Raw genomic sequence first — 22,563 nt, 5'->3', positions numbered from 1 at the left:
TCTATTCCGCGGCAAGCTTTGCGCTGGCGCAAAAACGGATGGAGCACGTGTTTCCGTCTCCCCGCTCGACCACCGCCTCGACCTCGAAAACCTCGCGGATCAGCTTGACGGTCAGCACCTCTGCCGGAGGGCCAAGCGCCACCAGACGCCCGGCCTTCATCACGGCGATACGATCACAGAACATGGCTGCATGATTGAGATCGTGCAGCGCGGCAATGACGGTGAGGTCCAGACGGCGCACCAGATCGAGCAGGCTGATCTGATGACCGATATCGAGATGGTTGGTCGGCTCGTCCAGCACCAGCACCTGGGGCGCCTGTGCCAATGCGCGGGCGATGTGCAGTCGCTGGCGCTCGCCGCCCGACAGCGTATGCCAGTTGCGCGACGCCAGATGCGCCATGCCGACATCGGCAAGCGCCTGATCGACAATCCGGTCATCGGCCAGAGACCAGGGCGTGGCAAGCCCGAGATAGGGCGTTCGGCCAAGCTCGACGGCCTGGCGGGCGCTCATGCGCTCGGAAGTTTCCGCCTGCTGTTCCACGAGGGCCAGCTGCTGCGCAAGCTTGCGCCGGGCAAGATCCGTAAGATCGATACCATCGAGCGCCACCCGTCCGGCCCGCGGCTTGCGCAGGCCCGCCAGCATGGAGATCAGGCTGGTCTTGCCAGATCCGTTCGGGCCGATAAGGCCGAAAAATTCGCCCGAGGCAACTTCAAAGGAAATATCCTCGACGATCTGGGCGCCACCGCTTGTCAGGCAGAGATTATGGGCACTGACCTTCACAGGCTTGCCCTCCTTTGGCTCATGATAAGGGCAAAGGCCGGCGCGCCGAAAAGGGCCGTCACCACGCCGATGGGCAGGACCTGGCCGGACACCAGGATACGCGACAGGACATCGGCGCCGATCATGAAAATGGCGCCGACAATGGCGGCGGCCGGCAGAAGTACGCCATGGCGCACGCCAACCATCATGCGCGTGGCATGCGGAATGACCAGGCCGACAAAGCCGATGGAGCCGACCAGCGACACCATGACCGCCGTCATCATCGCCGTGGTGGCAATCAGGATGACATAGACACGGCGCACCGGAATGCCGAGCGACGCCGCCGATTCCTTGCCGAAGGCAAAGGCATCGAGCGCGCGAGCCTGGCCGAGGCAGAGAACGAGGCCGAGAATGGCGACCGGCAGCGCCAGGCCGACATCCGGCCAGCGCACGCCCGAGAGATTGCCCAGCAGCCAGAACATGATACCCCGCGCCTGTTCGGCATTGGCAGCCTTGGTGACGACGAAGGAAGTGAGCGCATGGAAGAGCTGCGAGCCGGCAATGCCGGCCAGAATGATCGCCGCCGATCCACGCCCGGCGCGCATGGCGAGCAGGCTGACAAGACAGAAGGCGATGAGCGCGCCAGCAAAGGCGCCGAGCGGCAGGCCGATCAGCCCTCCCCCGAGCCCAAGAATGGCAACCGACACAGCGCCTGTGGAGGCACCCGCCGAAATGCCGAGCACATAGGGATCGGCCAGCGGATTGCGCAGCAGCGATTGCAGCACGACGCCCGAGAGCGACAGTGCTGCCCCGCAGCAGGCGGCCACCACCACCCGGCTGAGACGATAGCTCCAGACAATTCCCTCATCGATCGGGTCGAGCGGATAGCCGGCCTGAAACAGACGATTGGCGACGGTCTTGGCCACCGCATCAAAGGGAATGGCGGTCTCGCCGATGGCTGCCCCGAACCAGAGCGCGATGATGAGAAGAACGAGGGCAGCAAGCGCTGCCCCCAGCCGTGCAGGGATCCGGCTCTGCGTCACCGCGAAAGACCCGCCTTGGAAATCGCCGAGGCCAGCGCCTCGATGCCATCGATCGTGCGGATGGTCGGGTTCATCGATTGGGCATCAAGCTCGACCACATGCCCGGCCTTCACCGCCGGCATCAGGCTTGCGACCGGGTCGCTCTTCAGGAAGTCATACTTCACGGAAATATCGTCAGCTGGAAAACGACGACGCTCCATGCGCGCCACAACGATCAACGAGGGATCTGCCTTGGCAATGGTCTCCCAGCCGACGGTCGGCCATTCCTCGTCGCTTTCAACGACATTGCGGATGCCGAGTGCGGCCATAATATAGCCTGGCGCCCCATTCTTGCCGGCCACATAGGGATCGACCGCCAGTTGCGCGCTGGAAAACCAGAAGACGGCCGAGAGCTTGCCTTTGGCGGCGGCCACCTGATTGCGCGCCGCCACTTCGCGGGCCTTCAGATCAGCCACAACCTCTTCACCGCGATCACCAACATTGAAGATCGCGGCAAGATCGCGGATTTCCTGATAGATCAGGTCCATGGTGAAAGCATCGGCGCGCACGCCATCGCCGCCAGACGAATTGTCCTTGCCGATGCAATCGGAGGGCGAGGTATAGACCGGCACGCCGAGATCCTGAAACTGCGCGATCGTGCCGACCGTGCCCTTGGGGCCGACATGCCACTGGAACTGCACGGTGACCAGATCCGGCTTCTTGCCGATGACGCTTTCAAAGCTCGGATCATTGTCGGCGAGCCGCGGCACAGTGGCATTGGCCTCTTCATAGCCCTTGAGAACCGGGCCAAGCCACACGGCCGTGCCAACCACCTGTTTGGAAAGCCCGAGCAGATAGAGAATTTCCGTCGAACTCTGGCCAAGCGAGACTGCGCGCTGCGGCGGCTTGGCAAAGGTGATCTGGCGCCCGCAATTTTGCAAGGTCAGAGGATAGCGGGTCTCAGCCGCCGACACATTGGAGACTGAAAGGCCCGTCAAAAGAGAAAGGGCGCAAGCGGCCGTGCGCACAAAGTGCGTGATGGAGAATGTCATGTTTTTAAAAATCCCGGAAAAAGCCCCTGGCGGGCAAAGATGGGTGAAGACGAAGGCTGTCAATCGTCACGATGACAGCCGGCAGCGCCACGGCCGGGATGATGGTGGCGGCAAAGCGCTTGTCGCTTGCCAATGCGAATTCTGGTCATAGTCAGCTCCTGTTCCGGGCATCCCCGCCCGTGACGTTGGATTTCAATTTGGATGGCAGGTCTCCTGACTTGCGGTTAGCGCCTCTCATCTGCCTTCCCGCACGCCTTGGCGCGCAGTGGCATGGTGCTTTTTGTCAAGGCACCACAAGGATGATCGGCATCCGCTTACAGTTGCGGGGGCAGCCACGGAATAAGACGCATTACGCATCCGCACCGTGTTCCCTATTAATCCCTTCGGTCCGAAGCCGGACGTGGGGAACCATCAGGGTCAGTTAAGCCGCCCGGCCATCAGCCGTCAAGCGCTCAACAGCGATAAAGGGAAAGCATCATCAGTCCATCCATAGATTGTGTAATGTAATATCATTACGAATATCCTGCACAGGAGGATCTGTAAAGGGCACTGGTGGCGCTCTGTGGATTGGCAGCCGGTGACGTTGCGCAGGCGGAAGCTGACCCCGCCGCAGAAGAAGCGTACATCTATGTTGTACGCCCCCAGCGCGCATGTTAGCGTCAGCGACACTATCCCCGGAGAATGAGCCAATGTCGCAAACCCGCTACAAGATCAGCGAAGCGCGCAGGAATTTCGCAGAAGTCCTGGCACGCGCTCATCAGGGGGAAGAAATCATCATCATGCGAGGCAACGAGGTCTATGCCCGGATCAGCCCGGCCGATGGCGGCAAACGGCCCTTCGGCCTGCTGCGCCATCGCGGCCTTCCGGACGACATTTTCAATGAAGCCGATGCGGAACAGGCCGCGATTGATGCCGGTGACTGGAATGATGCGGTCGGGATCTGGCAAGGCAAGCCGCTCCCGCCGGAGGGCAAGTTGTGAAATTCCTGCTCGATAGCCATGCCGTCTACTGGTGGACGATTGGCAGTGATCGCCTGTCTTCAAGAGCGCGATCACTGATCGAGGATAAGAGCAACACGATCCTGGTCAGCGCGGTATCCTTTTACGAACTAAACAACAAAATGCGGCTGAACAAACTCGATCTGAAACCCCAGGAACTGCGCACCGCAGTGAGTGCCAGTGGGTTGCAGACGATCGCTATCAGCGATCTGCATGCCGAACTCGCCGCTGCCTTTGATTGGCAGCATCGCGACCCGTGGGACCGCCTACTCGCCGCCCAAACGAGACTGGAGTGCTGCGCCCTCATCTCCCTCGATACCGCATTCGACACGATTCTGCAGGAACGGGTCTGGTAAAAGAGCCCACGACCTCTTGGTCGCCGGACGAAATACGCATGGGCCTGAGGAAAGGACAGCAGTCCCCGCCCTGTGGTGTCCCCGAATTTACCGTTGAAACGGCAATCAGATGCAAATGCGATCTCGGAGCACTCAGCATGGCCTTGCATTTCGATTTCCGCCATTGTACCTATCGATACAACTATTACCAATCGGTACAAATATGAAAAATTTCTTCGCTCGCCACCAGCCCCCGCAACCCATCCACACTGCGCTGCTGGCCGGGATAGGCGGCCTGATCGCCATAGGCGTGGTCGGTGCACTGACCCACTATATGCATAGCCCACTCATTATGGCACCGTTCGGCGCAAGCTGCGTTTTGATGTTTGCTGTTCCAGGCAGCCCTCTGTCACAGCCGGCCAATGTGATTGGCGGACATTTCGTCGCGACCATGGTCGGCCTGATACTGCGCCTTCTCCTTCCGAATGAATGGTGGGCGGCAGCCCTGGCAGTCGGCCTGGCCATTACATTGATGGCAATGCTGCGCGTCACGCATCCTCCAGCCGGCGCCGATCCGCTTGTGGTGTTTGCCACTGATCCAGATTTCAGCTTTCTCTTCCTGCCGGTGCTATCCGGTACAATCGTGCTTGTGTGCGTGGCAGCGCTGTTCCACAAATTGAGCGGAAACATCTATCCGGCGAGGAAAAACTGATGGCGCGCCTCATTGCCGAGCGACATGATGTTGTGCCCGCTCTCGGAGAGGTCTTCCGGCGTTTTGGCTTCGAAGGCGCCAGTATCGCGCGAATTACCGCGCATACCAAACTCGGCAAAGGCAGTCTTTACCACTTCTTCCCCGGCGGAAAGGACGAAATGGCAGAAGCCGTCCTTGGACATATTCGGGACTGGTTCGAGACCGAAGTCTTTATCCCGTTGATGCAGGAACCACCCGCACAGGCAATCGAAAGCATGTTTGCCAGCGTCGAACAGTATTTCCACTCAGGGCGCCGCATCTGTCTGGTTGGCGCCTTCGCCATGGATGAAACCCGTGATCGTTTCTCGAAGGCTGTAGGTGGATATTTCCAGCGCTGGATTGACGCACTTGGCAGCGCGTTAAGCCGAGCAGGCATGACAGAAATCGAGGCCGAGAATGTCGCCACCGAGGTTGTCGGCGGCATTCAAGGTGCAATTGTGCTTGCGCGTGCACTTGATGACGACCAGCGGTTTACTGTGATCATAAAAGGTCTGGCCCAGCGATGCCGCATGGACTGAAGAAAGGTCGTGTATAGGTCTTTCCGCCGCCTACCTCGTCAGGCGCCTATCCAGCAATTACAGCATTGCTGCAATTGCTGGAGGTTCAGAAATGAATGGTGGCAGACGCCAAACCCTATTCCGCCGCAGCCCGCGCCGGCGGTTTGCGCATATCACCGGTCTCGCGGCTGCGCTGGTGCCAGGACAGCGCCTCTTCCAGAATATGCGGCGTATGCCCGCCCCGCTGGCTGGCACGGCGGAAATAATCGAGCATGTCGTCGCGGTAGCTGGGATGGACGCAATGGTTGATGACGCGCTCGGCCCGTTCGCGCGGCGCCAGTTCGCGCAGGTCCGCTAGGCCGTTTTCCGTGACGATGATATCCACATCATGTTCGGTGTGATCGACATGGCTCACCATCGGCACCACGGATGAAATGCGACCGCCCTTGGCCAGAGACTTGGTGACGAAGATGGACAGATAGGCATTGCGGGCAAAATCGCCCGACCCGCCAATGCCGTTCATCATATGCGTGCCGTTGACATGGGTTGAATTCACATTGCCATAGATATCCACTTCCAGCGCGGTGTTGATGCCGATGACGCCGAGACGGCGGATGACTTCCGGATGGTTGCTGATTTCCTGCGGGCGCAGCACCAGCCTGTCCTTGTAGCGGCGGAAATCGGAATAGACGCGGGCGGCACAGGCCGAGGATAGCGTGATCGACGAGCCCGAGGCAAAGGTCAGCTTTCCGGCATCGAACAGATCAAACGTGCTATCCTGCAGCACTTCGCTATACATGCGAAGGTGATGGAACGGGCCATCTGCAAGCCCCGACAGCACCGAATTGGCAATCGTGCCAATGCCCGCCTGCAGCGGATTGAGCGTCAGGTCCAGCCGGCCGATCTTCACCTCCTCCTCGAAGAATCGGATCAGGTGGTTGGCAATCGCCTTTGTATCGGCATCCGGCGGCTCGATAGTGGAAAAACTGTCCTTCTCCTGGGTAATCACGATACCGACAATCTTGTCCGGATCGATCGGGATATAGGGCACGCCAGCACGCGTGTCGCAGGCGACAACCGGAATGGCTTCGCGCGTCGGGCGCTTCGTCGGAATGTAGACATCGTGCAGGCCTTCGAGATCGAGCGATTGCGACAGGTTGATCTCGATGATGATCTTCTTGGCAAGGATCGCAAAGCTTGCAGAATTGCCGATGGAGGTGGAGGGAATGATGCCGCCATCCAGCCGGATCGCCGCCGCTTCGATGATCGCATAGTCGATGGGGCCAAGCTGGTTGGAGCGCAGATGTTCGACGGTTTCCGACAAATGCTGGTCGATGAACATCACCTCGCCACGGTTGATCGCGGCGCGCAGCGTTGGGTCCGTCTGGAAGGGCATGCGACGGGCCAGCACATGGGCCTCCGTCAGCATTCGATCAATATCGTGGCCAAGCGAAGCGCCGGTTAGAAGCGTGATCTTGAAAGGGTCCGTCCTTGCCCGCTCCGCCATGGCAACTGGCACGGCTTTGGCATCGCCGGCGCGGGTAAAGCCGCTCATGCCGATGACCATGCCATCCTTGATCAGGCTGGCGGCTTCCTTGGCGGTCATGATCCTGTCGAGAAGGGCGGGGCGTCTGATGCGATCTTCAAGCATGGTCTGGTCCTGGCGTTCCATCGATTTATCCCCCCGCGGGCGACCTTAAGGTGACGCAAGGTTAGCGCCTTGACCGAAATCAAGTGAGAGCGGAGCCGGACGGCGGGGATGAGGTGGACAAGGACGCAGGCGGAACACCAATTCGCGCTGCCCGCCGTAAGCTTGGCAGAAGCAACGCCACGACCAGCATGGACAAGCAGACGGACTTGATATCTGTCGCATCTCGGCTATTGCCAATGCAGCGTCATGCCGGCCGGGGCCACCCGCGCCCACAACAGCAGATCTGGCCCCTGCCGGGCCTATGGAGATAGTGATGATGAAGAGCTATGTGCTAACCGTTTCCTGCCCCACCTCGCGTGGCATCGTCGCTGCTCTGTCCGGTTACCTGGCTGAAAGGGGTTGCAACATCGTCGATTCCTCGCAGTTCGATGATTTCGATACACAGAAATTCTTCATGCGCATCTCCTTCATCTCCGAAGAAGGCGTGGACCGCGCCGCACTGCTCTCCGGCCTTGCACCCATCATCCAGAAGTTCTCGATGGATGCCGATATCGTTGACGCGGCTGAACGCATGAAAGTGCTGTTGATGGTGTCGCGTTTCGGCCACTGCCTGAACGATCTCCTCTATCGCTGGAAGATCGGCGCCTTGCCGATCGATATCGTCGGCGTTGTTTCCAACCATTTCGATTACCAGAAGGTCATCGTCAATCACGACATTCCCTTCCACCACATCAAGGTGACGAAGGACAACAAGCCGGAAGCCGAAGCCCGGCTCCTGGACCTCGTCGAGCAGACGGGAACCGAACTCATTGTACTCGCCCGCTACATGCAGGTTCTGTCTGATCCGCTCTGCCAGAAAATGTCGGGCAAGATCATCAACATCCACCATTCCTTCCTGCCGAGCTTCAAGGGCGCCAACCCCTATAAACAGGCCTATGAGCGCGGTGTGAAACTGATTGGCGCCACCGCCCATTACGTTACGGCAGATCTGGATGAAGGCCCGATCATCGAACAGGACACGGTACGCGTCACCCATGCGCAGTCGCCGGAAGACTATGTGTCCATGGGCCGCGACGTGGAAGCGCAGGTGCTGGCGCGCGCCGTCCACGCCCATATCCACCACCGCACCTTCATCAATGGCAATCGCACGATCGTCTTTCCGCCAAGCCCCGGCAGCTATGCATCCGAGCGGATGGGGTAAGCACTCTTGGCAGGACGTTGTGGCTCACGAGTTATAATGTGTAGTCAGTAGCGCTGCTCGCGGACATGTCGAATGGCGAGGATCACGACATCCTCGCCAGAGAAATGATGCAATGCGAGATAACCGGCGGATCCGAAGGCGATAGGCCATTTACGATAGCCGTCCGGCATTTGGTCCATAGGGCGTCCGGCTTGCGGATGCTCTGCGAGAAGTCGCACGCTGCTGCGGATGACGCTTAACTGCGCATTTGGCCGCATCGCGATTGCTATCAGCCAGAAACTGATAAAACCTTGCCACATCGGCAGGCGCTTCGGGCGTCCAGATCAGTCGTGGCATCTGGGCGCTTCCGCGTCCTCACCAGCTTCCAGCCGGGCAAGCCAGGCATCCGCGTCCTCTGCACTGACATGCTGCCCAGTGGCCTGATAGCGCTCATAGGCGCTCAATGCGACAGCACGCATGTGCTCACCCTGTTCGGCGCGCTCCACATACTGTTCAATTGCTTCACGCATGATCCCGGCAGCGCTAAGACGACGCCCCTGAGCCAAGCGTTCTATGCGCTCGCTGACATCCTGATCCAGTTCAACACGGGTCATCGTTTGCATCGCCAGCTGCCTTGCCTTTTACCCTTGGCAAAATCCTACCACTTGTCAGCCAGGCAAGCACGCCCTTTTGCCAATTGCAACGAAAAGGCCGCGAACCTGAATGGTTCGCGGCCTTTATCACGTCGACATGCTTGGGAGGATGTTTAACGACGCTGGTTGTAGACGTCCACGCAAACGGCGCCGAGCAGCACGAGGCCCTTGATGACCTGCTGGTAATCGATACCGATGCCGAGAATGGACATGCCGTTGTTCATGACGCCCATCAGGAAGGCGCCGATAACCGCACCCGTCACCTTGCCAACACCGCCGTAAGCCGAGGCGCCGCCGATGAAGCAGGCTGCAATGACGTCAAGCTCGAAGCCGGAGCCGGCCTTCGGGGTGGCGCTGTTCAGGCGTGCGGCAACGACGAGGCCGCCCAGTGCTGCCAGAACGCCCATATTGACGAAGGTGAAGAAGGTCAGGCGTGCGGTCTTGATGCCCGACAGTTCGGCCGCGCGGATATTGCCGCCGACGGCATAGATCTGTCGGCCGATGATCGTGCGATTGGTGAAGAAGCCATAGCCTGCAATCAGAAGCGCCATGATGATCAGCACGTTCGGCATGCCACGATGCGATGAGATCAGGTAGGCAATGTAGCCGATGGCGGCTAGAACGACGATGTTCTTGCCGATGAAGAAGCCGAAAGGCTCGTTCTCGACGCCATGTGACTGGCGACGGGCACGGTTGCGGATGTTCTGCAACACAAGCAGCAGGGCCAGCGCAACACCAAGGATCAGCGATGTGATGTAGAGGCCGCCCTCTGCCGAAACAAATTCCGGAATGAAGCCGGAGGAGAGCTTCTGGAATGTCGGGTCGAACGGGCCGATGGAACGGCCGCTCAGCACGGCGATCATCAATCCGCGGAAGACCAGCATGCCGGCCAGCGTCACGATGAAGGATGGAATCTTCAGGTAGGCAACGAAAGAGCCCTGTACCGCACCAATCACCCCGCCGATGATCAGGCAGATGATGCTCGCCGTCACGAAGTCGAAGTTATACTGCACCATCATCATCGCCGCCACCGCGCCGACAAAGCCGGCAACCGAACCGACCGACAGATCGATATGGCCGGTGATGATGATCAGCAGCATGCCGAGCGCCATGATGACGATATAGCTGTTCTGCAGGATGATGTTCGTCAGGTTCAGCGGCTTCAACAGAATGCCGTCGGTGGCGAACTGGAAGAACAGAACAATGACGACGAGCGACAGCAGCATGCCGTAGTCGCGCAGATTGTCTTTCAGGAAGGCGGCGGTGGACTGCCGTACGGGGGCTGTGGTCTCGGACGTGCTCATTCTTCTCTCCCCTTGCGGCGCATGATGGCGCGCATGATGTTCTCCTGGGTGGCGCCTTCGCCGGCCACTTCGCCGACGAATTCGCCCTCATGCATAACCATGATGCGATCGCAGATACCGATCAGCTCGGGCATTTCAGAGGAGATCACCACGACCGCTTTTCCAGCGTCCGCGAGTTCGTTGATGATGGAATAGATTTCATACTTGGCGCCGACATCGATGCCGCGCGTCGGCTCGTCGAGGATCAGCAGATCCGGATCGGTGAACAGCCATTTCGACAGCACGACCTTTTGCTGGTTACCGCCGGAAAGCTTGCCGGTTTCCTGATAGACATTATGGCTGCGGATGCGCATGCGGGCACGGAATTCCTGCGCCACCTTCATCTCGGTAATGTCATCGATGACACCGCGCCTGGACACGCCGACCAGATTGGCAAGCGAGATGTTCTTGCGGATATCCTCCGCCAGAATGAGGCCCAGATGCTTGCGGTCTTCCGTGACATAGGCCAGTCCCGCATCGATTGCGCGGATGACAGTCGATACATCGACCTCCTTGCCATGCATACGCACGGAACCGGTGATGTTGCGGCCCCAGGACCGCCCGAAAACGCTCATGGCAAATTCGGTGCGTCCAGCACCCATCAGGCCGGAAATGCCGACGACTTCGCCGGCGCGCACCTGAATACCGACATTCTTCACCACCTGCCGCTCGGCATGCTGCGGATGATAGACAGACCAGTTCTTGACCTCGAAGATCACCTCGCCGATCTTTGGCGTGCGCTTCGGGTAACGGCTTTCCAGATCGCGATCGACCATCTTGCGGATGATTTCGTCTTCGGCAATCGGGCCGGCATTGCAATCCATCGTATCGACGGCGCGGCCATCGCGCAGAACGGTAATCTGATCGGCAACCTCGGAGATCTCATTCAGCTTGTGGCTGATCAGGATCGAGGTAATGCCCTGGTTGCGGAATTCCTTCAGAAGCTCCAGCAGTGCGGCACTATCCGTCTCGTTGAGCGAGGCGGTCGGCTCGTCGAGGATCAGCAGGCGCACGTCCTTCGACAGCGCCTTGGCGATTTCCACCAGCTGCTGCTTGCCGACGCCAAGATTGGTGACCAGCGTATCGGGCGCCTCGCGGGCAAGACCAACCTTGGCCAGAAGCGCCTTGGTGCGCTCATGCACGGTACTGCGATCGATGATGCCGAAACGCGTTGGCGCATTGGCGAGAAAGATGTTCTCGGCAATCGACATCAGCGGGATCAGCGCCAATTCCTGGTGAATGATGATGATCCCGAGAGCTTCGGTCTCATTGATATTGCGGAAGTGCCGCTCCTCACCTTCAAAGAGGATGGAACCTTCGTAGGAGCCGTGCGGATAAACGCCGGACAGCACCTTCATCAGGGTCGATTTGCCGGCGCCATTTTCGCCGACGAGCGCGTGGATTTCTCCTTCGCGCACAGTAAAACTGACCTCTGACAGAGCCTTTACCGCACCGAAGGATTTGGAAATGCGGCGCATTTCCAGGATCGGGGGTCGTTCGGCCGCAGTGACGGGAGCGAGCATGCCATCATCTCCGATGGGGACAGAAAAGTGCGGCGACAGGGTTGCCGCCGCACTGGCGATCCTTACTTGACCTGGGCTTCGGTGTAGTAACCGCTACCGACCAGGATGTCTTTCCAGTTCGACTTGTCGACAGCCACAGGCTTCAACAGGTAGGACGGAACGACCTTCTTGCCGTTGTCATAGGTCTTGGTGTCGTTGACCACCGGCTCCTTGCCGCTCATGGCAGCGTCAACCATGTCGACGGTGACCTTGGCAAGTTCGCGAGTGTCCTTGAAGATCGTGGAATACTGTTCGCCAGCGATGATCGACTTGACGGACGGTACTTCAGCGTCCTGGCCGGAAACGAACGGCATGGCCTGACCACCGCTGCCATAGCCAACGCCCTTCAGCGACGACAGGATACCGATCGAGATGCCGTCATAGGGCGACAGAACAGCGTTCAGCTTCTTGTCGGAATAGAAAGCCGACAGGATGGCGTCCATACGGGCCTGGGCGGTAGCACCGTCCCAACGCAGCGTGGAAACCTTGTCCATGCCGACCTGGCCGGAACCGACCTTCAGCGTGCCCTTGTCGATCAGCGGCTGCAGAACGCTCATGGCGCCGTTGTAGAAGAAGAAGGCGTTGTTGTCGTCCGGCGAGCCGCCGAAGAGTTCGATGTAGAACGGACCCTTTTCAGTATCAGCCTTCAGCGCCTTGACCAGCGTGGTTGCCTGCAGAACGCCAACCTGGAAGTTGTCGAAGGTTGCGTAGTAATCGACATTCGGCGTATCGCGGATCAGGCGGTCATAAGCGATGACCTTGATCTTCTGGTCGGCAGCCTGCTGCAGCACGTCCGACAGCGTCGTGCCATCGATCGATGCAATCACGAGAACCTTGGCACCCTTGGTGACCATGTTCTCGATCTGGGCGAGCTGGTTAGGAACGTCGTCTTCTGCGTACTGAAGATCAACGGCATAACCGCGCTCTTTCAGAACCTTGACCATGTTGTCGCCGTCAGCGATCCAGCGCGCCGAGGACTTGGTCGGCATGGCAACGCCAACGAGACCCTTATCGGCAGCGCCAGCCGGCGCAGCCATTGCCATGGCGGCGAACATCGCAGCCGTGGTCAGATATTTCATCAGTTTCATATCCGCTCTCCTCCAAAAGAGACGTGGCTCACATCGAGCCCGCCAACAGTAGCGGAAGGGGCACCCTGCCCCTGCCACAAGTCCTCGTCAGTGGTTGTCGCGCGGAATGCCTTCCGTCTGCGCGATCCGCTGATATTTTACGGCCGGTTCAAGAACCGCACCGGATTCCATCTGCCCCACGATGCCCCTCTGGATCTCCTGCCAGGGCGTCTGGTGCTTTGGATACTTGTAACCGCCAGCCGCTTCAAGGGCTGCGTAACGGGATACCACTTCCTCATCGGAAATCAGGATATTGGCCTTGCCGAGACCCACATCGATGCGCACGCGGTCGCCGGTCTGCAGAATGGCGAGACCGCCGCCGGCCGCAGCTTCCGGCGAGGCATTGAGGATGGACGGGCTGCCGGACGTACCGGACTGACGACCGTCGCCAATGCAGGGAAGCGAGGTGACGCCCCGGTTGAGCAGGTAGGTCGGCGCGCGCATGTTGACGACTTCGGCCGCCCCAGGATAACCGATGGGGCCAGCGCCACGCATGAAGAGAACCGTGTTCTCGTCGATTTCCAGCGACGGATCATCGATGCGGTGGTGATAATCCTCCGGACCATCAAACACGACGGCACGGCCTTCGAAGGCTTCCGGATCGTTCGGGTTCGACAGGTAACGGTCGCGGAACTCCTTGGAGATCACGCTCGTCTTCATGATGGCGGACGAGAACAGATTGCCGCGCAGAACGCGGAAGCCGGCACGTTCCTTCAGAGGCTGGTCATAGGGACGAATGACCTTTTCATCTTCGATGATCGCACCACGGCAATTCTCACCGATGGTCTTGCCGTTCACGGTGATGGCGTCCTCGTGTATGAGGCCCTTGGTCATCAGCTGGTTGACGACTGCCGGCACGCCACCAGCATGGTAATAGTCTTCGCCGAGATATTCGCCGGCCGGCTGGAGATTGACCAGCAACGGTATCTCCTCGCCATAAGTCTGCCAGTCATCCACCGTCAGCTCCAGGCCCAGATGACGCGCAAGCCCGTTCAAGTGGATCGGCGCATTGGTGGAGCCGCCGATCGCGGAATTCACCCGGATGGCGTTGATGAAGGCTTCCTTGGTCATGATATCGGAAGGCTTGAGGTCTTCCTTGACCATGTCGACGATGCGAAGGCCCGTCAGATAGGAGATTTCCTGGCGGTCACGATAAGGCGCCGGGATGGCGGCAGAGCCCGGCAGCTGCATGCCCAGCGCTTCGGCCAGCGAATTCATCGTGGTCGCCGTGCCCATCGTGTTGCAATAGCCGGTGGAGGGCGCCGACGAGGCAACAAGCTTCACAAAGCCGGCATAGTCGATTTCGCCCTTGGCCAGCAGTTCGCGGGCCTTCCAGACGATGGTGCCCGAACCGGTGCGCTCGCCGCGGAACCAGCCGTTCAGCATCGGTCCGACCGACAGAGCAATGGCCGGAATATTGACGGTGGCCGCTGCCATCAGACAGGCCGGCGTGGTCTTATCGCAACCGATGGTCAGAACCACGCCATCCAGCGGATAGCCGTAAAGCACTTCCACGAGGCCGAGATAGGCAAGGTTACGGTCAAGGCCGGCCGTCGGGCGCTTGCCGGTTTCCTGGATCGGATGCACCGGAAACTCGATGGCAATGCCGCCGGCTTCGCGAATGCCTTCGCGCAGGCGATTGGCCAGTTCCAGATGGTGGCGGTTGCACGGCGACAGGTCCGAACCCGTCTGCGCGATGCCGATGATCGGACGATCGGACTGCAGTTCCGCCTGGCTGAGGCCGAAATTCATGTAGCGCTCAAGATAGAGCGCCGTCATGTCCGCATTGTCCGGATTGTCGAACCAGGCACGCGAGCGCAGCTTGCGGGCTTCGCCGGCCTTTGCGATGGCGGTGGAAATCTGGTTGTCCGAATTGCTCATGATCGTCTTCTTCTGCGTGAGTAAATTTGGTCCGGCTGATCAGTCCTTGAAGGCATCGACCACACGGCGGCGCCCCAGCATGAAGGCATCGGCCACATGCACCAGCGGAGAGAAATCCGTATCCGATTGCCGCTGCACAACCAGGTGAACGAAATGACGGTAGAGATTGCGGTATTCGCGATCTTCCTCGACGATTTGCGCTGCGCCGTCAACGAAAAGGCGGCTGCCGCCATGCGTCAGAACGACAGGACCTTCCTCGGTTTCCACCCTGATATCCCAGGTCTGCGGGCCTGTCTGACGCCAGTCGAGCGCAGCCGTGATCGACAAGCCACTGGCCGTGCGGAAGGAAAGGTCTGCGGCAATCGGAGCGGCCCGGTTTTCCGGGAAGGACAGATCGGAGGAGACAAGATGGAATGACTCCGGCATGATGCGGGTGACGATGGACAAAGCATTGATGCCCGGATCAAAGACGCCGAGACCACCCGGTTCCCAGATCCAGTCCTGGCCGGGATGCCAGTGGCGCACGTCTTCCTTCCACTCCACATGCACGGAGCGGATATGGCGCTCGCAGAGCAGCGCACGGGCCGGCTCGACAGCAGCGGCCTCGCGCGAATGCCAAGTGGCATAGAGCGTCACGCCCTGCCTCTTGGCCAATTCATCCAGCGCAAAGACTTCGGCAATCGTGGCGCCCGGCGGCTTTTCCAGCATTACATGCTTGCCGGCGAGAAGGGCTGCACGCGCCTGCTCGAAACGGCCCTGCGGCGGCGTGCAGAGCGACACGGCATCGATTTCGACATCGGCGGCCAGAAGCGCGTCGATGTCGGCGAAACAGTGCACATTCTCCAGCTTGGCATTGCGGCTGGCGACGGCGACCAGATCCACGCCATCGGTGGCCTCGATCGCCCCGAGATGCTGATCACGGGCAATCTTGCCGAGGCCGACAATGGCAAGACGGATGGGCTGCATGAGACTACCTTACAATTTACGACTTACAGTTTGAAAATGGAGAGCGGCGACTCAGGTGCCACTGCCAATGTGTTGACAAGTGTCAACCGGAAAGGTGCAGCCGAAATCTCGAACTGGTCACCCACCTCGGTCTTCACGCCCTCGGAGAAGGAGAGCGTCGCCGTGCCGAAGAAATGCACATGCAGATCGCCGGGACGACGGAAAAGATCATACTTGAAGTTGTGATGCTCAAGATTGGCAAAACTGTGGGACATATTGGCTTCGCCCGACAGGAAGGGCTTTTCGAAGATGACCTCTTCACCGCGGCGAATGCGCGACGTGCCTTCCACATGATCCGGCAGATCGCCGACGATCAGTTCCGGTCCAAGCGAGGCCTGGCGCAGCTTGGAATGAGCAAGCCAAAGATAATTGCCCTTTTCCGTCACATGGTCGGAAAACTCGTTGGCAAGGCAGAAACCGAGGCGATAGGGCGAGCCGTCCGGCCCGATGAGATAAATGGCCGCCAGTTCCGGCTCTTCACCGCCATCCAGCGCAAAAGATGGCGATACGAGATCTTCGCCGGTGGCACGCAACTGCGAACCATCGCCCTTGTAGAACCATTCCGGCTGTACGCCGACTTCACCGGCTTTCGGCTTGCCGCCTTCAACGCCCATTTGGAACATGCGCATGGAATCGGTCGGCTTTTCGGCAGATTGCGCCGCCTTATGCATCTTGTCGCGACCATCGGCGGAACCGAGATGGGTGAGCCCCGTGCCAGCGACAATATAATGAGCAGGATCGGCATGCGTGACGGGAATGCCGAGACGGCCTTCGCTGGCTGCCTGATCGAGATCGACAATGGCACCCTTGTCGAGGCCTGCGATATAGTCCGCAAAGCTCTTGCCGGCTGCAATCGCCTTTTCGGCCAGTTCATAGGTCGAGGACACGCCCTCGATTACCCGTGCTTCGCCCTCGCCATCCCAGGCAACGACGCGCACCTGTCCACCTACGGCAACCTGCAGAAGTCTCAGCATTATACAATCCATTGTCCGCGTGCGGCAGGTCCTTCAAGTCAGCAGGCCTGCCCTCCTCCCGCGTCGCCCGACGCGGCCTTGATATAAATATGACTATTGGGGCAGAAGCCCTGTTGTCAAGCAGCCTCTCACCAATTCTTCGCGCTGCGCAATTGGCGTGCAGTGCAGCAATTTTAGGCGACGACCTCCAATTGCAACGATTTAACTCAAGGTCGTCTCACATTTTGTTGAAGAGTGTTCAATTTTCGACTTTTCAAAAGTAATATTATATGATCAGTTTCCCCTGTTCGTAGCTGACTTCATCTCTGGGAGGATTAAGATGAGACAAGCACTTGCGGCCCTGACGGCCGCCCTTACCCTTGCCTTGGCATCCAGCGTTTCGGCACAGTCGATGACTGTGGGCTTCTCGCAGATCGGATCAGAATCCGGTTGGCGCGCGGCAGAAACCACCGTGACCAAGCAGGAGGCAGAAAAGCGTGGCATCGCGCTGAAATTCGCCGATGCCCAGCAGAAGCAGGAAAACCAGATCAAGGCGGTTCGTGGCTTCATCGCGCAGGGCGTCGATGCGATCCTGATCGCTCCGGTTGTCGCAACCGGCTGGGATGCCGTTCTGAAGGAAGCCAAGGAGGAAAAGATCCCGGTCATTCTGCTCGACAGGCAGATCGATGCGCCCGACAGTCTCTATCTGACGGCCGTGACGTCCGACCAGGTGCATGAGGGCCGGGTGGCCGGCGAATGGCTGGTAAAGGATGTCGGTGCCAAGACCTGCAAGGTTGTGGAATTGCAGGGCACGACCGGCTCTTCGCCCGCCATCAACCGCAAGAAGGGTTTCGAAGAGGCAATCGCCAAGACGACCAACATCAAGATCGTGCGCTCGCAGACGGGTGACTTTACCCGCACCAAGGGCAAGGAAGTGATGGAAAGCTTCATCAAGGCCGAAGGTGGTGGCAAGGATATCTGCGCCGTTTATGCCCATAATGACGATATGGCCGTCGGCGCCATCCAAGCGATCAAGGAAGCGGGCCTGAAGCCCGGCTCCGACATCAAGGTGGTTTCCATCGATGCCGTTCCGGACATCTTCAAAGCCATGGCCGCCGGTGAAGCCAATGCCACCGTGGAACTGACGCCGAACATGGCCGGCCCCGCCTTCGAAGTTCTTGCTGCCTATCTGAAGGACAAGAAGGAACCGCCGAAGTGGATCCAGACCGAATCCAAGCTCTACACCGCCAAGGATGACCCGATGAAGGTCTACGAGGCGAAGAAGGGTCTCGGCTACTGATCGATGCATGGCGGCGCCGGCTTGCCGGCGCCCTTTGATTGAGACAGGGCCGCCCCGCAAGTGACGGCCTTGTCTTATCCGGTGTTATGGCGCGATCCATTCGCGCACGCACCCGACCTGTATCCAGTCCAGTCATTTCGGAAGTAGCCCATGTCGAACCAAAAGCCGCTCCTGGAAGCACGGGCGATTGCCAAGAGCTTTCTGGGCATCAAGGCTCTGGATGGGGTGGATTTCACCCTCAACCAAGGCGAGATCCATGCCCTGCTCGGTGAAAACGGCGCCGGCAAATCCACCCTCGTCAAGATCCTGACCGGAGTATATCGCCGCGATGGCGGTAGCATTCGCCTGGACGGACAGGAGATCAGTCCGGCAGACGTGGCCGATGCGCAGGCGCTTGGCATCGGAACGGTCTATCAGGAGGTCAATCTTCTGGAAAATCTGACGGTTGCGGAAAATCTCTATCTGGGCCGCCAGCCGCGACGTTTCGGCCTTATCGATCGGCGGCGCATGCGCGATCTGTCGCGGCAGCTGCTGTCGCGCTACGGGCTCGAGATCGATGTCGATGCGCTCCTGTCCAGCTATTCGGTGGCGGTGCGCCAGATCATCGCCATTGCCCGCGCGGTCGATCTGTCCGGCAAGGTGCTGATCCTCGATGAGCCGACGGCAAGTCTCGACAGCCACGAGGTCGCCATGCTGTTTTCGGTGCTGCGGCGACTGAAGCAGGATGGCCTTGGCATCGTCATCATCACGCATTTTCTCAACCAGGTTTACGAGATCGCCGATCGCGCCAGCGTGCTGCGCAATGGAAGGCTGGTCGGCACACGCAATCTGAACGCCTTGCCGCGCATGGAACTCATCTCCATGATGCTGGGGCGTGAACTGCAGGCCGTGGAAGAGCGGCATGCAAGCCTTGAACCCCATGCGCAGTTGCAAGACGAAGCGCCGATCCGCTTTGAAGCCTATGGCAAGCGCGGCAGTGTGGCACCCTTTGATCTTGCCATCCGTCCCGGTGAAGTGATCGGCATTGCCGGACTTCTGGGGTCGGGACGCACGGAAACCGCTTTTCTTCTGTTCGGGATCGACCGCCCGGATAGCGGCACGGCGACGATTGACGGGCGCACCGTCGCCATCACCTCGCCGGAAGCCGCCATTGCCAAGGGGTTCGGCTTCTGCCCGGAGGAACGCAAGACCGACGGCATTATCGGTGATTTCTCCGTTGCTGAAAACATCGCGCTTGCCATGCAGGCGCGCGCCGGCTGGGCACGACCGATCTCGCAGCGCCAGCAAAAAGCGCTGGCGCAAGACTTCATCCGCTCGCTCGATATCCGTCCTCCGGATCCGGACCGACCGATCAAGTTCCTCTCGGGCGGCAACCAGCAGAAAGCCATCCTGGCACGCTGGCTGGCGACCGAGCCGCGGCTGCTCATTCTCGACGAGCCGACCCGTGGCATCGATATCGGTGCGCATGCGGAAATCCTCAAGATGATCGAGCGCCTCTGCGCCGAGGGCATGTCGCTGATCGTTATCTCGTCCGAGCTGGAGGAACTGACGGCTGTTGCCCACCGCGTCATCGTGCTTGCCGATCGCCACCATGTGGCCGAGCTTTCCGGCACGCAGCTGACGGCCGACAATATCATGCTGGCGATTGCCGGGCCCTCTCAGCCGGAGGCCGCGTGATGCAGAGCCTGATCTTGAAGAAACTGCGCCGGCTTTTGCCGCAACTGGTGGCGCTGTTTGCGATCCTCGCCCTGATTGCCGCGATTTCTCCGGGCTTCCTCACCATCTCGGTGCAGAATGGCCGGCTTTACGGTAGCCTGATCGACGTTCTGGTGCGAGCCGCCCCGGTGGCGCTTCTCACTGTGGGCATGACGCTGGTGATTGCCACGCGCGGCATCGACCTGTCGATTGGCGCAGTGATTGCCATTTGCGGCGCCATTGCCGCCAGTCTTGTTGCCGATGGCTATCCGCTGATCGTGGTGATCCTGTCTGCGCTTGCCGTCGGCCTTGTCTGCGGACTGTGGAATGCGACGCTCGTGGCCCTTCTCGACATCCAGCCGATCATCGCGACGCTCATCTTGATGGTGGCGGGCCGGGGCATCGCCCAGTTGATCACCGAGGGCGCCATCCTCACCTTCAACGATGACAGTTTTGCCGCCATCGGCTCCGGCGCGCTCCTGACGATCCCGATCCCGGTTATCCTCTGGCTGACCGCTGCCCTTGTCGTTGGCCTTCTGGTGCGCCGGTCTGCGCTTGGCTTCCTGATCGAGGCAACGGGCATCAACCGGCGCGCCGCCATGCTGGCCGGCGTTCGCGCGCGCTTCCTGCTTTTCTTCGTCTATGCGGTCTCCGGGCTGATGGCAGCGGCTGCCGGCCTCATCGTCACTGCGGATATTCGCGGCGCCGATGCCAACAATGCCGGCCTCTGGCTGGAGCTCGATGCCATCCTAGCCGTCGTTATCGGCGGCACCTCCTTAAATGGCGGGCGCTTTTCGCTCTCGGCCTCGCTCATTGGAGCGCTGATCATCCAGTCGATCAATACCGGCATCCTCGTCGCGGGCTTTCCGCCGGAATTCAATCTCATCATCAAGGCAAGCATCATCATCGTCGTGCTAACGCTGCAATCGCCTGCCTTATCCCTGCTGTCCGGCTTTCTGAAGCGAGAACCACAACCTGCCCGTAGCGTCGATGTGAAGGAAACCGCCCAATGAGCAGCAGCCGCAACCTGCCTTTCCTTGCCACACTCGTCGTCTTCCTCCTCGCCTATGTGCTGTGCACCATTCAGTTTCCAGCCATGCTATCGACGCGTGTCATTGCCAATCTCATCACCGACAATGCCTTTCTCGGCATTGCAGCGGTTGGCATGACCTTCGTCATCCTGTCAGGCGGCATCGATCTTTCGGTGGGTTCGGTGATTGCCTTTACCAGCGTCTTCGTCGCCGTCACTGTCGGCTTGGCTGGCCTGCACCCACTGACGGCCTTTGCCGCCGTGCTGGTCATATCCACGGCCTTCGGCGCGGTCATGGGCCTGATGATCCGTCTCCTCTCCATTCCGCCTTTTGTTGTGACGCTTGCCGGCATGTTTCTGGCGCGCGGCGCAGCCTATCTCATCTCGACCGAATCCGTGCCGATTGCCCATCCCTTCTTTGAAACCATCCAGGGCCTTTCCTTTCGCCTTCCCGGTGGCGGAAGGCTGACCGCTGCCGCCATACTGATGCTCATCATCTTTGCCGCAGCAATTGTCATTGCCAGCCGCACACGGTTTGGCGCCAATATCTACGCGCTCGGCGGCAACCAGCAATCGGCGGAACTGATGGGCGTACCCGTCGGGCGCACGATTGTCGGCATCTATGCGCTTTCGGGCTTCCTGTCGGGCTTGTCAGGCATTGCCTATACGCTCTACACGTCCTCGGGCTACTCGCTGGCGACGGTTGGGATCGAACTGGACGCGATTGCAGCCGTCGTGATTGGTGGAACGCTGCTGACGGGGGGCACGGGACTGGTGGCCGGAACGCTGGTCGGCATCCTCATCCAGGGGCTGATCCAGACCTACATCGTTTTTGATGGAACGCTGTCATCATGGTGGACAAAGATCGTCATTGGTATCCTGTTGTTTGCATTCATTGCTTTGCAGCGCGGCATCATCTGGTATTCCAATAGACGGCTTGCAGCCGATGCCTTGAAGGAGATGTGAGTGGGACTGCTTGAAACGACGATCACCGGCAAGAAGCGCGGCAGCAGCCATGCCCATGTCGTCGCCGAGCTTGGCAGCGCCATCGTCTCGGGTCGTATCGCAGAGGGCACCATCCTGCCGGGCGATACGGATCTTTCCCTGCGCTTTGGCGTATCGCGTACGGTTCTGCGCGAGGCCATGAAGACACTTGCCGCCAAGCGGCTGATCGAACCGAAAGCAAAGGTCGGCACGCGGGTACTGGACCGCTCGAACTGGAACTTCTTCGATCCAGACGTGCTGGGCTGGCGCTGCGATGCCGGAATGGACCTCACCTTCATCGAATATCTGGCCGAAATGCGCATGGCGCTGGAGCCGGCAGCAGCAGCAGCAGCCGCCGAGCGGGCCAGCAGCGATGATATCGTAGCGCTTTATGCCATTGCCGCCAAATTCGATGACATCAACCACACGCCCGAAACCATCGCCAAGGTGGATCTGGAATTTCATCTCGCCATCGCGCGCATGTCGGGCAATCCCTTCATGCGCTCGGCAAGTGCGCTGATCGAGGCGGCGCTTGCCATATCCTTCCGCCTGTCATCCCCGGCGGCATCGCCGGAAATGCTGGACGAAGTGGCCGCCAATCATCTGCGCATCGCCCATGCCATCGCTTCGCGCGATCCGGAAAAGGCGATTTCCGCCATGCGCCACGTGATCGATGTTGGCCGAACCCGCATCCACAAATCGTTCGACGGCAATCCCGACGAACTTGCGACCGCAAAAGCCGCGACCAGCCCCACCAGAAGCTGAACGGCATCCTTACCGCCTC

22 protein-coding genes and 1 riboswitch are annotated in these 22,563 nt (G+C 59.7%); of the genes, 10 read left to right on the top strand and 12 right to left on the bottom strand.

Going from position 1 to position 22,563, the window contains the following annotated elements; translation table 11 throughout:
* Position 1: 1 nt before the first annotated feature.
* The 3 genes from E8M77_RS11070 to E8M77_RS11060 are packed head-to-tail and all read right to left on the bottom strand — an operon-like array spanning position 2 to position 2,834.
* The gene (locus E8M77_RS11070; protein WP_137130703.1) at positions 2-781 is read right to left on the bottom strand and encodes an ABC transporter ATP-binding protein; all 780 of its coding nucleotides are present in this window, start codon (positions 779-781) and stop codon (positions 2-4) included.
* Positions 778-1,776: an iron ABC transporter permease gene (locus E8M77_RS11065; protein ID WP_137131078.1), complete on the bottom strand. Its 999-nt coding sequence runs from the start codon at positions 1,774-1,776 to the stop codon at positions 778-780. The genes E8M77_RS11070 and E8M77_RS11065 overlap by 4 nt, the downstream gene beginning before the upstream one ends.
* A 23-nt stretch (positions 1,777-1,799) precedes the next feature.
* Positions 1,800-2,834 carry an ABC transporter substrate-binding protein gene (locus E8M77_RS11060; protein WP_137130702.1) on the bottom strand — a complete coding sequence of 345 codons (1,035 nt, stop codon included), beginning with the start codon at positions 2,832-2,834 and terminating at the stop codon, positions 1,800-1,802.
* 185 nt (positions 2,835-3,019) lie between these two features.
* A riboswitch (cobalamin riboswitch) is annotated at positions 3,020-3,262 on the bottom strand.
* Positions 3,263-3,523: 261 nt separating this feature from the next.
* Here E8M77_RS11060 and E8M77_RS11055 point away from each other — a divergent pair.
* From E8M77_RS11055 to E8M77_RS11040, 4 genes are all read left to right on the top strand, one after another.
* A complete protein-coding gene (locus E8M77_RS11055) occupies positions 3,524-3,814 on the top strand; it encodes a type II toxin-antitoxin system prevent-host-death family antitoxin (protein ID WP_137130701.1) in 291 nt (96 codons plus the stop codon).
* Positions 3,811-4,188 carry a PIN domain-containing protein gene (locus tag E8M77_RS11050; protein ID WP_137130700.1) on the top strand — a complete coding sequence of 126 codons (378 nt, stop codon included), beginning with the start codon at positions 3,811-3,813 and terminating at the stop codon, positions 4,186-4,188. Before E8M77_RS11055 ends, E8M77_RS11050 begins: the two co-directional genes overlap by 4 nt.
* A 163-nt stretch (positions 4,189-4,351) precedes the next feature.
* Positions 4,352-4,879 (top strand): HPP family protein, encoded by a 528-nt coding sequence (locus tag E8M77_RS11045; RefSeq protein ID WP_246659221.1) that lies wholly within the window; start codon positions 4,352-4,354, stop codon positions 4,877-4,879.
* Positions 4,879-5,436, top strand: a complete 558-nt coding sequence (locus tag E8M77_RS11040; protein ID WP_137130699.1) for a TetR/AcrR family transcriptional regulator — start codon at positions 4,879-4,881, stop codon at positions 5,434-5,436. The genes E8M77_RS11045 and E8M77_RS11040 overlap by 1 nt, the downstream gene beginning before the upstream one ends.
* A gap of 115 nt (positions 5,437-5,551) precedes the next feature.
* Here the strand turns inward: E8M77_RS11040 and E8M77_RS11035 are convergent, their stop codons facing one another.
* Complete coding sequence (locus E8M77_RS11035; protein ID WP_137131076.1) at positions 5,552-7,066, bottom strand: acetyl-CoA hydrolase/transferase family protein; 1,515 nt, start codon at positions 7,064-7,066, stop codon at positions 5,552-5,554.
* A gap of 316 nt (positions 7,067-7,382) precedes the next feature.
* Here E8M77_RS11035 and purU point away from each other — a divergent pair, with 316 nt between their 5' ends.
* Positions 7,383-8,267, top strand: a complete 885-nt coding sequence (purU, locus tag E8M77_RS11030) for a formyltetrahydrofolate deformylase (protein WP_137131075.1) — start codon at positions 7,383-7,385, stop codon at positions 8,265-8,267.
* Positions 8,268-8,311: 44 nt separating this feature from the next.
* Here purU and E8M77_RS11025 read toward each other — a convergent pair whose 3' ends face one another.
* From E8M77_RS11025 to araD1, 8 genes are all read right to left on the bottom strand, one after another.
* Complete coding sequence (locus E8M77_RS11025; protein ID WP_205910471.1) at positions 8,312-8,566, bottom strand: type II toxin-antitoxin system RelE/ParE family toxin; 255 nt, start codon at positions 8,564-8,566, stop codon at positions 8,312-8,314.
* A 24-nt stretch (positions 8,567-8,590) separates the two neighbouring features.
* Positions 8,591-8,869: a ribbon-helix-helix protein, CopG family gene (locus E8M77_RS11020; RefSeq protein ID WP_137130698.1), complete on the bottom strand. Its 279-nt coding sequence runs from the start codon at positions 8,867-8,869 to the stop codon at positions 8,591-8,593.
* 143 nt (positions 8,870-9,012) lie between these two features.
* Complete coding sequence (mmsB, locus tag E8M77_RS11015; RefSeq protein ID WP_137130697.1) at positions 9,013-10,203, bottom strand: multiple monosaccharide ABC transporter permease; 1,191 nt, start codon at positions 10,201-10,203, stop codon at positions 9,013-9,015.
* The gene (mmsA, locus tag E8M77_RS11010; RefSeq protein ID WP_137130696.1) at positions 10,200-11,765 is read right to left on the bottom strand and encodes a multiple monosaccharide ABC transporter ATP-binding protein; all 1,566 of its coding nucleotides are present in this window, start codon (positions 11,763-11,765) and stop codon (positions 10,200-10,202) included. The genes mmsB and mmsA overlap by 4 nt, the downstream gene beginning before the upstream one ends.
* A gap of 62 nt (positions 11,766-11,827) precedes the next feature.
* Positions 11,828-12,892, bottom strand: coding sequence for a multiple monosaccharide ABC transporter substrate-binding protein (chvE, locus tag E8M77_RS11005; RefSeq protein WP_137130695.1), 1,065 nt, complete (start codon positions 12,890-12,892; stop codon positions 11,828-11,830).
* 87 nt (positions 12,893-12,979) lie between these two features.
* Positions 12,980-14,812, bottom strand: coding sequence for an IlvD/Edd family dehydratase (locus E8M77_RS11000; protein ID WP_137130694.1), 1,833 nt, complete (start codon positions 14,810-14,812; stop codon positions 12,980-12,982).
* A 39-nt stretch (positions 14,813-14,851) separates the two neighbouring features.
* A complete protein-coding gene (locus E8M77_RS10995) occupies positions 14,852-15,778 on the bottom strand; it encodes a Gfo/Idh/MocA family oxidoreductase (RefSeq protein ID WP_137130693.1) in 927 nt (308 codons plus the stop codon).
* A gap of 23 nt (positions 15,779-15,801) precedes the next feature.
* Entirely contained in the window at positions 15,802-16,791 is a 990-nt protein-coding gene (gene araD1 / locus E8M77_RS10990) for an AraD1 family protein (RefSeq protein ID WP_137130692.1), read from the bottom strand.
* Positions 16,792-17,110: 319 nt separating this feature from the next.
* Between araD1 and ytfQ the strand changes: the two genes are divergently transcribed.
* The 5 genes from ytfQ to E8M77_RS10965 all read left to right on the top strand — a co-directional run bounded on the left by ytfQ (position 17,111) and on the right by E8M77_RS10965 (position 22,544).
* Complete coding sequence (gene ytfQ / locus E8M77_RS10985) at positions 17,111-18,070, top strand: galactofuranose ABC transporter, galactofuranose-binding protein YtfQ (protein ID WP_137130691.1); 960 nt, start codon at positions 17,111-17,113, stop codon at positions 18,068-18,070.
* A gap of 150 nt (positions 18,071-18,220) precedes the next feature.
* On the top strand, positions 18,221-19,747 hold the full coding sequence (locus E8M77_RS10980; RefSeq protein WP_137130690.1) for a sugar ABC transporter ATP-binding protein: 1,527 nt from the start codon (positions 18,221-18,223) through the stop codon (positions 19,745-19,747).
* The gene (locus E8M77_RS10975) at positions 19,747-20,778 is read left to right on the top strand and encodes an ABC transporter permease (protein ID WP_137130689.1); all 1,032 of its coding nucleotides are present in this window, start codon (positions 19,747-19,749) and stop codon (positions 20,776-20,778) included. The genes E8M77_RS10980 and E8M77_RS10975 overlap by 1 nt, the downstream gene beginning before the upstream one ends.
* Positions 20,775-21,761, top strand: a complete 987-nt coding sequence (yjfF, locus tag E8M77_RS10970; protein ID WP_137130688.1) for a galactofuranose ABC transporter, permease protein YjfF — start codon at positions 20,775-20,777, stop codon at positions 21,759-21,761. The genes E8M77_RS10975 and yjfF overlap by 4 nt, the downstream gene beginning before the upstream one ends.
* Complete coding sequence (locus E8M77_RS10965) at positions 21,762-22,544, top strand: FadR/GntR family transcriptional regulator (RefSeq protein ID WP_137130687.1); 783 nt, start codon at positions 21,762-21,764, stop codon at positions 22,542-22,544.
* Positions 22,545-22,563 lie beyond the last annotated feature (19 nt).

It is taken from the genome of Rhizobium sp. FY34, from assembly GCF_005222845.1.
In the GTDB taxonomy this organism is placed as follows: domain Bacteria; phylum Pseudomonadota; class Alphaproteobacteria; order Rhizobiales; family Rhizobiaceae; genus Neorhizobium.
Note: the sequence above shows the minus strand (reverse complement) of the source record. Positions and strands in the feature narration are given on the sequence as shown.

Excerpts from the sequence above, each read along its gene's own strand:
- E8M77_RS11060 (WP_137130702.1), bottom strand. The coding sequence starts at position 2,834 with ATGACATTCTCCATCACGCACTTTGTGCGCACGGCCGCTTGCGCCCTT.
- E8M77_RS11055 (WP_137130701.1), top strand. The coding sequence starts at position 3,524 with ATGTCGCAAACCCGCTACAAGATCAGCGAAGCGCGCAGGAATTTCGCA.
- E8M77_RS11040 (WP_137130699.1), top strand. The coding sequence starts at position 4,879 with ATGGCGCGCCTCATTGCCGAGCGACATGATGTTGTGCCCGCTCTCGGA.
- E8M77_RS11035 (WP_137131076.1), bottom strand. The coding sequence starts at position 7,066 with ATGCTTGAAGATCGCATCAGACGCCCCGCCCTTCTCGACAGGATCATG.
- purU (WP_137131075.1), top strand. The coding sequence starts at position 7,383 with ATGAAGAGCTATGTGCTAACCGTTTCCTGCCCCACCTCGCGTGGCATC.
- E8M77_RS11025 (WP_205910471.1), bottom strand. The coding sequence starts at position 8,566 with ATGTGGCAAGGTTTTATCAGTTTCTGGCTGATAGCAATCGCGATGCGG.
- E8M77_RS11020 (WP_137130698.1), bottom strand. The coding sequence starts at position 8,869 with ATGCAAACGATGACCCGTGTTGAACTGGATCAGGATGTCAGCGAGCGC.
- mmsB (WP_137130697.1), bottom strand. The coding sequence starts at position 10,203 with ATGAGCACGTCCGAGACCACAGCCCCCGTACGGCAGTCCACCGCCGCC.
- mmsA (WP_137130696.1), bottom strand. The coding sequence starts at position 11,765 with ATGCTCGCTCCCGTCACTGCGGCCGAACGACCCCCGATCCTGGAAATG.
- chvE (WP_137130695.1), bottom strand. The coding sequence starts at position 12,892 with ATGAAACTGATGAAATATCTGACCACGGCTGCGATGTTCGCCGCCATG.
- E8M77_RS11000 (WP_137130694.1), bottom strand. The coding sequence starts at position 14,812 with ATGAGCAATTCGGACAACCAGATTTCCACCGCCATCGCAAAGGCCGGC.
- E8M77_RS10995 (WP_137130693.1), bottom strand. The coding sequence starts at position 15,778 with ATGCAGCCCATCCGTCTTGCCATTGTCGGCCTCGGCAAGATTGCCCGT.
- araD1 (WP_137130692.1), bottom strand. The coding sequence starts at position 16,791 with ATGCTGAGACTTCTGCAGGTTGCCGTAGGTGGACAGGTGCGCGTCGTT.
- ytfQ (WP_137130691.1), top strand. The coding sequence starts at position 17,111 with ATGAGACAAGCACTTGCGGCCCTGACGGCCGCCCTTACCCTTGCCTTG.
- E8M77_RS10980 (WP_137130690.1), top strand. The coding sequence starts at position 18,221 with ATGTCGAACCAAAAGCCGCTCCTGGAAGCACGGGCGATTGCCAAGAGC.
- E8M77_RS10975 (WP_137130689.1), top strand. The coding sequence starts at position 19,747 with ATGCAGAGCCTGATCTTGAAGAAACTGCGCCGGCTTTTGCCGCAACTG.
- yjfF (WP_137130688.1), top strand. The coding sequence starts at position 20,775 with ATGAGCAGCAGCCGCAACCTGCCTTTCCTTGCCACACTCGTCGTCTTC.